The organism is Salmonella sp. 32031103-2018-00083-FB-01-SM-01, assembly GCF_017571995.1.
Taxonomy (GTDB): domain Bacteria; phylum Pseudomonadota; class Gammaproteobacteria; order Enterobacterales; family Enterobacteriaceae; genus Salmonella; species Salmonella enterica.
Map to the genome: position 1 here is coordinate 916859 of NZ_JAGEQL010000001.1, position 12254 is coordinate 929112.

General features: G+C 51.0%; 13 protein-coding genes and 2 pseudogenes. 6 read left to right on the forward strand and 9 right to left on the reverse strand.

Features of this window, described 5'->3' with window-relative positions; all coding sequences use genetic code 11:
- Positions 1 to 194: 194 nt before the first annotated feature.
- Together J4614_RS04560 and J4614_RS04565 are read right to left on the reverse strand one after the other, a co-directional pair.
- On the reverse strand, positions 195 to 728 hold the full coding sequence (locus tag J4614_RS04560) for a DUF2514 domain-containing protein (RefSeq protein WP_208293075.1): 534 nt from the start codon (positions 726 to 728) through the stop codon (positions 195 to 197).
- Positions 725 to 973 (reverse strand): annotated as a pseudogene (locus tag J4614_RS04565) (glycoside hydrolase family 19 protein); the annotation flags it as partial. The gene J4614_RS04560 and the pseudogene J4614_RS04565, both read right to left, overlap by 4 nt.
- Here J4614_RS04565 and J4614_RS04570 point away from each other — a divergent pair.
- Both J4614_RS04570 and J4614_RS04575 read left to right on the forward strand, forming a co-directional pair.
- A pseudogene (locus J4614_RS04570) lies at positions 965 to 2113 on the forward strand (exonuclease VIII); the annotation flags it as partial. The pseudogenes J4614_RS04565 and J4614_RS04570 sit on opposite strands and share 9 nt — an antisense overlap.
- Before the next feature lie 32 nt (positions 2114 to 2145).
- Positions 2146 to 3225: a tyrosine-type recombinase/integrase gene (locus tag J4614_RS04575; RefSeq protein ID WP_208293076.1), complete on the forward strand. Its 1080-nt coding sequence runs from the start codon at positions 2146 to 2148 to the stop codon at positions 3223 to 3225.
- A gap of 382 nt (positions 3226 to 3607) precedes the next feature.
- Here J4614_RS04575 and J4614_RS04580 read toward each other — a convergent pair whose 3' ends face one another.
- Genes J4614_RS04580 through yobA form a run of 3 tightly spaced genes read right to left on the reverse strand, consistent with a single transcriptional unit; the run spans position 3608 to position 5228 of the window.
- Positions 3608 to 3961, reverse strand: a complete 354-nt coding sequence (locus J4614_RS04580; protein WP_000722368.1) for a YebY family protein — start codon at positions 3959 to 3961, stop codon at positions 3608 to 3610.
- Between the two features lie 16 nt (positions 3962 to 3977).
- On the reverse strand, positions 3978 to 4853 hold the full coding sequence (gene copD / locus J4614_RS04585; RefSeq protein WP_017441953.1) for a copper homeostasis membrane protein CopD: 876 nt from the start codon (positions 4851 to 4853) through the stop codon (positions 3978 to 3980).
- Positions 4854 to 5228: a CopC domain-containing protein YobA gene (yobA, locus tag J4614_RS04590; protein ID WP_000168395.1), complete on the reverse strand. Its 375-nt coding sequence runs from the start codon at positions 5226 to 5228 to the stop codon at positions 4854 to 4856.
- A gap of 137 nt (positions 5229 to 5365) precedes the next feature.
- Between yobA and J4614_RS04595 the strand changes: the two genes are divergently transcribed.
- The 3 genes from J4614_RS04595 to exoX all read left to right on the forward strand — a co-directional run bounded on the left by J4614_RS04595 (position 5366) and on the right by exoX (position 7082).
- Positions 5366 to 5596, forward strand: a complete 231-nt coding sequence (locus J4614_RS04595; RefSeq protein ID WP_058214989.1) for a DNA polymerase III subunit theta — start codon at positions 5366 to 5368, stop codon at positions 5594 to 5596.
- Positions 5597 to 5703: 107 nt separating this feature from the next.
- Positions 5704 to 6360 (forward strand): carbon-nitrogen hydrolase family protein, encoded by a 657-nt coding sequence (locus J4614_RS04600; protein ID WP_000100257.1) that lies wholly within the window; start codon positions 5704 to 5706, stop codon positions 6358 to 6360.
- Between the two features lie 23 nt (positions 6361 to 6383).
- Positions 6384 to 7082, forward strand: coding sequence for an exodeoxyribonuclease X (gene exoX / locus J4614_RS04605; RefSeq protein WP_000944280.1), 699 nt, complete (start codon positions 6384 to 6386; stop codon positions 7080 to 7082).
- Between the two features lie 36 nt (positions 7083 to 7118).
- Here exoX and ptrB read toward each other — a convergent pair whose 3' ends face one another.
- The 4 genes from ptrB to yebG form a co-directional block, all read right to left on the reverse strand.
- Entirely contained in the window at positions 7119 to 9170 is a 2052-nt protein-coding gene (ptrB, locus tag J4614_RS04610; RefSeq protein ID WP_000936990.1) for an oligopeptidase B, read from the reverse strand.
- A 212-nt stretch (positions 9171 to 9382) separates the two neighbouring features.
- Entirely contained in the window at positions 9383 to 10042 is a 660-nt protein-coding gene (locus tag J4614_RS04615; RefSeq protein WP_000024706.1) for a tellurite resistance TerB family protein, read from the reverse strand.
- 93 nt (positions 10043 to 10135) lie between these two features.
- Positions 10136 to 10489 (reverse strand): protein YebF, encoded by a 354-nt coding sequence (gene yebF / locus J4614_RS04620; protein ID WP_001042123.1) that lies wholly within the window; start codon positions 10487 to 10489, stop codon positions 10136 to 10138.
- 67 nt (positions 10490 to 10556) lie between these two features.
- Positions 10557 to 10847 (reverse strand): DNA damage-inducible protein YebG, encoded by a 291-nt coding sequence (yebG, locus tag J4614_RS04625; protein WP_000257723.1) that lies wholly within the window; start codon positions 10845 to 10847, stop codon positions 10557 to 10559.
- A gap of 130 nt (positions 10848 to 10977) precedes the next feature.
- On the opposite strand from yebG, the gene purT reads away from it, so the two are divergent.
- On the forward strand, positions 10978 to 12156 hold the full coding sequence (gene purT, locus J4614_RS04630) for a formate-dependent phosphoribosylglycinamide formyltransferase (RefSeq protein ID WP_001629184.1): 1179 nt from the start codon (positions 10978 to 10980) through the stop codon (positions 12154 to 12156).
- The last annotated feature ends 98 nt before the right edge of the window (positions 12157 to 12254 follow it).

Here is a 12254-nt window from a genome sequence, read left to right on the forward strand (position 1 = left end):
GTAAAATCCATTGCAGAAGAATTTCCGGAAAGTTGTTATTCCAGCACCCCGACAGGTTATTCAGACAGATTTCAGCTATATCAAAACTGAGTGAGTACTTATCAGTTTCATCTGGTGAAAAACCTGTTCTTATTCATCTGGTTCCATCTGATGATATGTAGTAACTTTTTTGCAGTAATATTACAGGGGGAGTTTCAATACCTCCTGTAATTATTTGACTCTCTCACCGAATCATATACTCGTTCACACGTCATTCCTGCCCGGTAGCGCTCGTCAGCGATTCCAGCATAATGTTTAGCTTCTTCTGCAATATCTCCGAGCATGTTGGCAAGCATTCTGGCGTCGGCGTTGGTTGTTTTGCTTCTGACGGCAGCGGCAAGATTTGCGGTGTGCTTTGCGGCGTCCAGGCTGGTGGCAAGTTTTTTTGCTTCGGTACGCAGCTGGCTAACAGTGGCAGACAGGCCAGCAGCAGTGGCAGCAGATTTAGCGGCTTGCGCTTGTGCATCTTTCACAGCCTCATCACGGGCAATAACGCGGCCCTGTTCAATAATACGGGCGGCGGTCTGGGCGTTGACTTCCTGAGAGGATTCAGCGCTGTCGCGATCTGCCCATTTTTTTTGCCAGCCCCTGTCACTCCAGACATTACCGACGATAAACGCACCAGCCATCAGCAAAATAAACACCAGCTGCAACCAGTATCTTTTCAGAAGAGCAGATAACAGATTCATACCAGCACCGATTTTGCTTTCTCAAAGCGCTCCCGCTGATCACCGATGCCGTTCTGCCCTCCGTTGATGATCTGCGTAACACGTACCAGGTCGCCGGAATATTTCAGACACCCTTTAGTCACAAAAAACCACGCTGCGGATCGGGCGGCATGACGTTCCAGCTCAAGCTGTCCCGGATTCGCCACCAGATCCAGTTTCAGGGCAACGCCACATCTGGTGTAATTCTCCAGCCCAGTAATCCTGATCTTCGCCGGACGTGGTGCGAAAGCTTTGTTGCCGTTCATGGCGTTCGCGATCCGGACTGGTACGAATATGTGCCTGATAACCCCCCAACAACCCATGAAGAAAATGCAGCAAGGCTTCGTCAGGCGGGCAAATGTCTGCGGGATATTGAGGCAGGGAGATTTCAGTGTGATGAAGAAAAACCGCAACCGACAGGCGAACTGGCAGATGAACCAGCAACGCCTGAAGCAGTGGAACAGGACACAACTGAACATCATCCGGATCCACAGCCGCTGGAGAATGAGCCACCTGTAAGCCAGACAGAAGCAGGCTACCAGAAAATACGGGCAGAACTGCACGAAGCACGTAAAAACATTCCACCCAAAAACCCGGTTGATGTTGGTAAACAACTGGCAGCCGTGCGCGGTGAATATGCCGAAGACATCAGCGACCCGAACGATCCGAAGTGGGTTCCTAACAATTACAGCGCCTCAAATCAGGGTGAAAAAGAAGAAGTGGTGCCGGAGGAAAAACAACCAGCTGCAGAGCCGGAGGCTGTCACCAGAAACGCGGACGGGACTTTCGATGTATCAGCGCTATTTCCGCCCCCCTCAAACCAGACCGAAAAAACGGAAGCCAGAACAGAAAGAGATGGAGAAACGCCGAAAGAGAGTAACCAGCAGGAAACGGCTGGCGATACAGGGCAGGAAATTACAACGGACGGTGGATCAGGTACTGGCGGTGATGAAGCTGGCGAAGCGGCAGATCCCGTAGAAAACGGAAATTTCACTGTCCCTGATGATATACAGCCAGGTATTTACTATGACATCCCTAACGAGGCGTATCACGCTGGCCCCGGCGTCAGTAAATCACAGCTTGATGATATCGCAGATACACCAGCAATTTATCTTTGGCGCAAAAATGCCCCCGTGGACACGGAGAAAACAAAATCTCTCGATACAGGAACGGCTTTTCACTGCCGGGTACTGGAACCAGAGGAATTCAGTAAACGCTTCATCATCGCACCGGAGTTTAACCGCCGTACCAGTGCAGGAAAAGAAGAAGAGAAAACCTTTCTGGAAGAGTGCGCCCGGACAGGAAGAACCGTGCTTACGGCAGAAGAAGGCCGGAAAATCGAACTTATGTACCAGAGTGTGATGGCGTTAACCGAGTGCATTGCTGGAGAAGTTGATCAGTGAGTCGAAAAAAGTACGATGCTAACCTCCCGAGGAACCTCACCTACCGTAAGGCCAGTAAATCTTTTTTCTGGCGTAACCCGGTAACTGACAAGGAATTTCCGCTCGGTCAGATCGCCCGCAGGGACGCTATCACACAGACCATAGAGGCAAACAACTTCATAGCGCAAAACCACACGCCAGTGGCGCTTATTGAAAAACTAAAAGGAACGGACTCATTCACTGTGTCCGCATGGATTGATCGCTATGCGGTTTTATTACAGCGCCGGAGTCTGTCGGTTAATACCTACAAGATTCGCAGTAATCAATTAGCGACCGTACGCGAAAAAATGGGAGAAATAATACTGGCAGAAGTAACAACCCGGCACATTGCCAAGTTTCTTGAGTCGTGGATAACCGAGGGAAAAAACACTATGGCGGGAGCAATGAGATCAGTTCTATCTGACATGTTCAGAGAAGCTATTGTCGAAGGGCATATTGTGAAAAACCCGGTGGAAGCAACCCGGATACCAGAGATTAAGGTGGCCAGGGAACGCCTGCAACTGGAAACGTATAACGCCACACGAGCGGCAGCAGAGCATATGCCTGCATGGTTCCCTCTCGCGATGGATTTAGCGCTCGTTACTGGTCAACGTAGGGAGGATATCGTAAATATGAAATTTAGTGATGTTTTTGACAACCGCTTATACGTAACTCAGATTAAAACCGGAATGAAAATAGCCATTCCCCTCTCCCTGACACTTCGGGCGACGGGGTTACGTCTGGGAACGGTAATCGATCGCTGCCGACTGGTAAGCCGCACTGATTTCATGATCAGTGCCGGAATCAGGAAAAATAGCCCAACCGGGAATATTTATCCGGATGGATTGACAAAGACATTTGTAAAAGCAAGAAAAGCCTCCGGCGTTAACTTCAGCAATAATCCACCGACATTTCACGAGATCCGAAGTCTGGCCGGGCGGCTGTACAAAAACGAGCACGGCGAGGTGTTCGCCCAAAAACTCCTGGGCCACACCTCAGAGAACACCACGAAACTCTATCTCGATGAGCGTGATGATAAAGCTTATATGATGCTCTAATACTCCAATTTTCGTTGTGAAATAAATGTTAAATTTAATTTGATTGTGATATAACCAAAAAGACCGGAATACAGAAATTCGGAAAAATTTCGGAAAATCTCGGATCGTTAATTGTAAGCGGCTGATTTATAATAAAAATAAAAAGAGACCGAATACGATTCCTGTATTCGGTCCAGGGAAATGGCTCTTGGGAGAGAGCCGTGCGCTAAAAGTTGGCATTAATGCAGGCTAAATCGCCTTGCCCTTTAAGAATAGATGACGACGCCAGGTTTTCCAGTTTGTGACGAAGGTGATTGAAAAAACCTGGCGTTTTGTCTGTCATCAGAGATAAAAAAACCGTAAGCCTTTTCGTGAAGGTTTACGGTTTTTTATTAAAAATCAGTCAGCTATTGGATGGATCACAAAGCTTTTGCGCACGTTCGATAAACGGCGCCAGACTCATTTTCTCACCGGGCTTCGCCGGGTTATCGATTTGAATGACGGCGATAGGCTGAGCGCGCGTTTTACCCTCCGCTACTTGCTGTTCGGCAATGGCATTCAAGGGATACTGCACCAGCGTACTGGGGTTGATCACATAGAGCGCCTGGCCAGGCCGACAGGTCAACATGACCTCTTCCCGATTAAACGCCCACTTGTCTTTTCCTACTTCAAAACGACTTACGGTAATCACCTGCGGCGCCGCCAACGCTACGCCCGAAGTGGCCAGCAGAAGCGCCGGAAGGAGTATTTTTTTCATTCGTTATGCCAGTCCATCAGAAAGGTTCGAGGGTTGCAAACAGGCTGACGATCGCCAGAACTATGCCTCCAACTCCCCATTCAATTTGCGTCATCCTGACAAACCATAGGTCAGTCCGGGGATTTTCCTGTCGCATACGTGGTACGAGAACATACCGATTCGTCAGCGCAATTGCTACCATAAGCACCACCAGCGCACATTTTAACAAAAGCAACTGTCCATAGGTGGTCTGCCAGATAGCGGTAAATCCCGTGATAAATAGCGTGTTGCCAATGCCTGTGAGCAATACGCCCGCCACAAAAAAGTGACCATAACGAGAAAAACGCATCATGGCGCTAATAGCATGTTGACGCCAGCGTCCCTGAGCCATGCGCATACAATAAACCACTGGCAACAGCCCACCAAACCAGGCTGCGGCACAGAGTAAATGCAGAGCATGGTTAATCTGCTGTAATGTTCCCGCTACACCGTCGCGCATCGTCGCATGTCCAACGCCTGCCAGCAGGATAAACTGAGCAACGGTTAGAATAAGAAGCCGTCGTTGCATTTTTACCGGCGCAATGACTACCACCGCCAGCGTGACCAGCGCGAGGATAATTTGCCATATCCAGACCGCGCCAAAGCGGGTTTGCAGTACCGCGCCCCACACCGAGACGGAAAAAACATCGGGCCAGCCGCCGCCCATCAGTCCACCCTGAATCGCCAGCATAAAAGCCGCGCTGATAACGCTCCAGGCGGCGGCATGTCGTTGCAGATGTAAAAATCGACGCGTCATTAAACGACGAATTGATGCGGGTGCCAGCCAGGCGCCGTAAAGCGCGCAGCCGTAGACCAGCATCAAACTAGCAAAATGAATAAATCGGAGAGTTATCCAGACGAATGTCAGCATCATTTATTTCACGCTGAAGGTGTATTTCCCTTTTGTTTTATGTCCATCCACCGACACAACGTGCCAGTCTACCGTGTAAGCGCCAGATTTTAACGGCTGCTCAAGCGGGATAATCAACTGCGTTTTATCCTGTTCATTTCGCTTTGCCGGGCGCGTTTTGATGAGCTCTTGCTGAGGGCCAGTAATGGTTGCGCCGCTGAACCCTGGCTCAATCCCTTCAGAAAAATTCAAGGTCAGCGCCTGTGGCGAGGCCGTAACGGCAGCATTCGCCGCTGGATACTGATGCGTCAGGTGCGCATGTGCCCAGGCCGCTGGCGTCACAAATGTCGATGCCAGCAGCAGTAAAGCTAAACGTCGCGATGGTGCAGAAGAAGCCATATTCACTATTCCTTTTTGTTATACCTACGTTACAAAGAATAACCTTCAACAATCAATGAGTCGAGGATCATCATTTCCATCTTGCCATTACCGCGGACTCTTAGTACCTTCTGGCGGCAACAGAAAAGGAGACACGTATGAAAACGAATCTGGCTCAGCTTGAACAAGCGGAAATGGATAAAATCAATGTGGACCTGGCGGCAGCCGGGGTGGCATTTAAAGAGCGCTACAATATGCCAGTTGTCGCGGAGGTGGTCGAACGTGAGCAGCCAGAGCATCTACGCGCCTGGTTTCGCGAGCGGCTGATTGCCCATCGTCTGGCTTCCGTATCACTATCCCGACTCCCTTACGAACCCAAAGTTAAATAAAAATTATATAACGTTACACTTCCTTACATGCAGACGACTACATTATAAGGCGATTCTTAACCTATGCTTTTTAGAATGGCTGTAGAGACTATGAAAAGGAAGTCATTATGTCCTCCTGGAAAATTGCTGCTGCGCAGTATGCGCCCCTGAACGCCTCGCCGGCGGAGCATGTCGCCCATCATCTGGAATATATTGAGCTTGCGGCTCGTCAACAGTGCGAACTGCTGGTCTTTCCGTCGCTGTCGCTATTAGGCTGCGACGAAAGAAATAAATCGTTGCCCGCCCCGCCTGACGAGGCGCTTTTACAGCCGCTCACTCATGCGGCCGATACCCACCATATGACTATCATTGTGGGTATGCCTGTTGAGCATAACTGCCGCTTCGTAAAAGGCATCGCTATTTTTGCCCCATGGCTAACGTCGCCGCTCATGTTTCACAAAAGTCATGGCGCCTGTATTGCCAGGCAGCGAAGCGCTATCAACGTGGTGGATGAGCAGCCAGAAGGTGGTGATATAGATCCCTCATTTACGTTATTCACAACCAGTCAATGTCTTAACGAACCTGAACTCCATGCTTCTACCTCACGCTTACAACGTTTTTCACATAAATATGCGCTGGCCGTACTGATGGCCAATGCCTGTGGCAGTAGCGCGCTGTGGGATGAAAGCGGGCAACTTATTGTTCGTGCCGATTGCGGTTCGCTATTACTGACGGGTCTGCGCACAACCGAGGGTTGGCAAGGCGATATCATTCCATTACGCTAAGGTCTTTCGGTGAGGAATGAATCATGTTGCGGATTATAGACACGGAAACCTGCGGGCTGCAGGGCGGGATCGTAGAGATAGCCTCTGTTGATGTCATTGATGGCAACATTGTCAATCCCATGAGTCACCTGATACGCCCCGATCGCCCTATTACGCCGCAGGCGATGGCGATACACCGTATTACCGAAGCCATGGTCGCCGATAAGCCGTGGATTGAAGATGTCATACCGCTTTATTACGGTAGTGAGTGGTATGTCGCTCACAATGCCAGTTTCGACAGACGCGTATTACCTGAATTGCCGGGTGAGTGGATCTGTACCATGAAGTTGTCGCGACGCCTGTGGCCGGGAATAAAATACAGCAATATGGCGCTCTATAAATCGCGCAAACTAAGCGTACAAACGCCGCCGGGGCTGCATCATCACCGGGCGCTTTATGATTGCTATATCACCGCCGCCTTGCTGATTGATATTATGCGAACCACCGGCTGGACCGCGGAAGAAATGGTCAATATCACGGGCCGTCCTGCGCTGTTAACCACTTTCCCGTTCGGTAAATACCGCGGTAAGGCGGTATCTGAAGTCGCAAAACGCGATCCGGGCTATTTACGCTGGCTTTTTAATAACCTTGATAATATGAGCCCGGAACTTCGCCTGACGCTTAAACACTACCTGGAAGATGTTCAGGCTGACGAGCAACGCAGCAATGGAACACCACAATAACCCGAGACGCTCACAAGCCGTTGCGGGCGCGCGCGTCTATGCGCTATGTAAGGTTCCCTGCGCCAGGCCGATTAAAAAGGCGAACTCCAGCGCGACGCCTTCGTAGGATTTAAACCGCCCCGACTTACCACCGTGCCCGGAGTCCATATCCGTACATAACAGCAGCAGACGTTGGTCCGTTTTTAGCTCGCGTAATTTTGCCACCCACTTCGCCGGTTCCCAGTATTGCACCTGGGAATCGTGCAATCCTGTCGTCACCAGCAGGTGCGGATAGTCCTGCGCTTTGACATTGTCATAAGGACTATAGCTTTTCATATAGTCATAATACTCAATATCCTGCGGGTTCCCCCACTCTTCAAACTCTCCTGTCGTTAGTGGGATCGACTCATCCAGCATCGTGGTTAATACATCAACAAAGGGTACCTGGGCAATAACGCCGTGGAAAAGCTCGGGGCGTTCGTTGATAGCGACGCCCATTAACATTCCGCCCGCGCTCCCGCCCATCCCGTAACACAGCGACGGCGAACCGTAACCCAGTTTTAATAAGGCATCGCAGGCATCAAGATAATCATTAAAAGTATTCCGCTTTTTGAGGAACTTGCCATCTTCATACCACTGCTGCCCCAGCTCACCGCCGCCGCGAACGTGTACGATTGCGTAAACAAAGCCACGATCCAGCAAGCTCAGTCGGCTGCTGCTGAAGTCGGCGTCAATACTGGAACCGTAAGATCCGTAGCCGTAAACCAGAAGCGGATTTTGCCCTTTACGAAAATACTTCTGATGATAAACCAGCGATACCGGCACTTCGACGCCGTCGCGCGCGGTGATCCACAGGTGTTCGCTCTGATAACAGCCAGAATCAAACCCAGGCACTTCCGTCTGTTTAAGTACCCGTCGTTCTCCGGTATCCATATCCAGTTCAAACAAGGTATCTGGCGTCGTCATTGAAGAATAGCCGTAACGCAGCCGGGAGGTCTCAGGTTCGGGATTATAGGCAAGCCACGTCACGTAAGCCGGATCGTCAAAGGCAATGCCTATCACTTCACGGGTTTTACGGTTAATTTGCCGCAGGCTGGTAAGCCCCCGTTGACGCTCTTCGACCACTAACCAGTCGGTAAACAGGGTAAACCCTTCCAGCATAATATGCTCGCGCGGAGGGATCAGCTCTTCCCAGGCGTTTTCATTGCGCACGCGGGTACGGTACAACCCAAAGTTTTTACCGTTCCGGTTAGAACGCAGGTAAAACTTATGTTGATAGTGATCGAGACTATATTCGTGGTCTTTGCGGCGCGGTAAGAATGAAAACGGCTCGGCATCGGCCAGTTCCGCGTCAAGTAACAGCACTTCGCTAGTGGTGGCGCTGGCAAGATGAATCACCACATAATGCTGCGAAGTGGTTTTATGCAGGCTGACATAAAAGGTATCGTCTTTCTCCTCATATACCAGTTCATCTTGCGATGACGGAGTGCCAATCGTGTGCCGCCAAACCTGATAGGGCAGCAGCGTCTTCTTATGCTTACGCACATAGTAAAGGGTCAGGGAATCATTGGCCCAGACAAATTCAGGCGCAACGTTATCCAGCAGTTCCGGATACCAGTTACCGCTTTCGAGGTTACGAAAACGCAACCCATACTGACGACGGGATAAATAATCTTCTGCCAGCGCCATAATGGTATTATCCGGCGTAATGGCAAGTCCACCGAGCGTATAAAATTCGCTGTGCGCGGCCCGCTGGTTCGCATCGAGCAAGGTTTCCCACACATCCCACTCTTCGCTTAACGCCGATTGTCGTTGATAGATGGCATATTCGCAGCCGGGTTCATAGATATAACGGTAGCGATAGCCGTTTTTCACATACGGAGCGGAAACTTCTCTGGGCGGGATACGATCGATAATTTCTTTTAGAATGCGGTCCTGTAACGCCTGCTGAGAGGACATGACCTTCCGGCCATACTCATTTTCCTGATGCAGGTAATCAAGGACTTCCGGCTGCGAGCGAGTGTCATCTCGCAGCCAGTAATAATTATCAATGCGCGTATCGCCATGTACGGTCATGGCATAGGGAATTCGATTGGCTTTTGGCAACATGTCGTTTTTTCTTTTGCGTTAATATTTGTTATATATCACGCGGCAAACACAGCGGCGTAGCATGGTAGTCCCGGTCGCTCACCTCGGTAAGCGCCTGAGATGTCACTGCTTCGCCGCTATCCTGCAACATGAATGACGTAAACTATCCATCCTATAAGAGTGGCAAAAGACACGCATGATGCAAGCGAAACATGTTACTTAATGGCAGGTTATCAGCCTGGTAGCGCCTGTTTTTGCTGCTGCAAGTCCTGCTCGATACCGTCCCGAACCTCCTGAGGAATTTTTAGTGCGTCTCCTAACGCATTCAGATAGCTACGTTCCATAAAGTGGTCAATATCAATGGCGGCGCAGCTCAGGAAGTAGATTTCCAGAGCTTCTTCTTCATTGCGAATGCCCTGTGCCAGACGTTGTGGATCAAGCGGCTGCTCAATAGCTTTCTCGATAAACACACGCCCTTGCTCTTCCACGCCTGATTCTCGCAGTTGGTGCTCAATCGCCGCGCGTTCTTTGGCATCAATATGCCCGTCGCTTTTTGCAGCAAAAACCAGTGCCAGGATCAGTCGCTCAGTGCGAACATCCAGCGGCGTACTTTGGCTGCCGAATTGCGGCTCCCCCTGATGCGCAGCGCGTACTTTATCTTTGTACTTATTCCACAATACGGAACCCGCTACCGCGCCGCCGCCCACCAGCAAAGCGCCAGTACCGTATTTAGTTAATAATTTGCGCGAAGACTTATTGGCGACCAACAGTCCAGCCAGACCGCCCAGCGCGCCGGGAACCAGCAGTTTATTTAACCCCTGTTCACCGGAAGGCGATGCGGAAGCGCCTTTTTGCCCAAGAAGTGATTGTAATTGGTTCAACCAGTTAGCCATAGTACCCCTCAAATACAGACCAATAATGGTCAAGCGTACCTGAGGGGATGTCAGGAATTGTCTGTTCCAGCAAAAGAAGCGCAAATTACGCTGCTAGCGGGGCTTATATTCCGCCTTGCCGGCTTTGCAATCAACGATGACCTGATAATGAATATCGGCGCTTTTACCGCGAACGGTTAGCGGAACTGTCCATTTATCATTTTGACCCACAACGTCCTGCACATTAACCCACGCGACCGGGTCAGCCTGCCCGACCTTTTTTTGGTCGTCTGCCCACCGCACGATACGATTTTGCTGGTAGTCGCGCTTCACGCTTGCCGCAATCCCCGCGGCATCCAGCCCTTCGCACTGCGGAAACTTAACCGATTTACTCTCGGTGGATGCCGCAAATGCCGATACGCTGGCGGATAACAACAGCAGGCTCAACAACGCTCCTCTTTTATTCATACTTTTCTCCTTAGCACAATGATTCAGGAAAAGCATGGTACAAAACGCCGGGAGCGCAAGTACGGGTTCAGGCGGCTTGCTTTTTCGTTTTACTCGCGGCGTCCTTTTCAACCGCCTGCGGAGAAGGCAACTTACCGGTTTTGAGGATAGTGCTTAACACCTCTTTATGTTCCGCCAGCCACAGCGACAACGCCTCGCGCTGTCCATCTTCCAGCACGACTGGCGACTGCTCAAGCCAGGTATCAAGAAGATCGGCAGTATCGAGCATTTTGTCCCAGGCGTCGGCTTCCTTTTTACTGGTAAATGACATCTTCTCCTCACCCTCGCGAATGACTACGTATTTAACTTCAACCGCCATTTTGCAGCCCCTTATTTACCTGTGTTTATATACAGTATATTGCAAGGCAGCAAGAAAAGCAATCTATTCGAAAAGACATACGCAAACGTTTTCGTATATACTGCGCGCAGGTAAATAAGGGGACAGAAATATGACGCTATTAGGCACTGCGCTGCGTCCGGCAGCAACGCGGGTGATGTTATTAGGGGCAGGTGAATTGGGAAAAGAGGTGGCGATTGAATGCCAACGCCTGGGGATCGAGGTTATCGCCGTCGATCGCTATCCTGATGCGCCTGCCATGCATGTGGCTCACCGTTCACACGTCATTAATATGCTGGACAGCGAGGCGCTACGTCATGTGATAACAGAGGAAAAACCGCATTATATCGTGCCGGAAATAGAAGCGATCGCCACCGATACGTTGCGCGAGCTGGAGGGCGAAGGGCTGAATGTCGTGCCTTGCGCCCGTGCAACGCAGCTCACGATGAACCGCGAAGGGATCCGTCGCCTGGCCGCAGAAGAATTAGGTCTGCCGACATCGACGTATCGCTTTGCCGACAGTGAGGCCAGTTTTCATGATGCGGTAGCCGCAGTGGGTTTTCCTTGCATCGTCAAACCGGTCATGAGCTCTTCCGGCAAAGGCCAGAGCTTTATCCGCTCGGCCGAACAGCTCGCGCAGGCATGGGAGTATGCTCAACAGGGCGGACGCGCTGGCGCGGGTCGCGTGATTGTGGAAGGCGTGGTTAAATTTGATTTTGAAATTACGCTGCTCACCGTTAGCGCCGTCGATGGCGTGCATTTCTGCGCGCCGGTCGGTCATCGTCAGCAAGATGGCGACTATCGCGAATCCTGGCAGCCACAGCAGATGAGTGAACTGGCGCTGAAGCGGGCGCAAGAGATTGCCCGTCATGTGGTACTGGCGTTAGGCGGTCATGGTCTGTTCGGCGTTGAACTCTTCGTCTGTGGCGATGAAGTCATTTTCAGCGAAGTCTCCCCTCGCCCGCACGATACCGGAATGGTCACGTTGATTTCTCAGGATCTCTCTGAGTTTGCGCTGCATGTGCGCGCCTTTCTGGGAATGCCCGTAGGCGCTATTCGCCAGTATGGTCCTGCTGCCTCGGCCGTGATTCTGCCGCAGCTTACCAGTCGAAATGTGACGTTTGATAATGTACACGCGGCGGTAGGAGCCGGAGTACAGGTACGGCTGTTTGGTAAGCCTGAGATCGACGGCACCCGTCGTCTTGGTGTAGCGTTAGCGACAGGTGAAAACGTTGAAGAAGCGGTGATAAGAGCGAAAAAGGCCGCCAGCCGCGTGACGGTAAAAGGCTAATGCGCCATCGCCTGATGGCGACGTTAGCGCATTTTTATCAAACCTGCCTGATCGCCACTCGTAAGCCCGATAAGCAAGCGCCATCGGGCATTTAACGG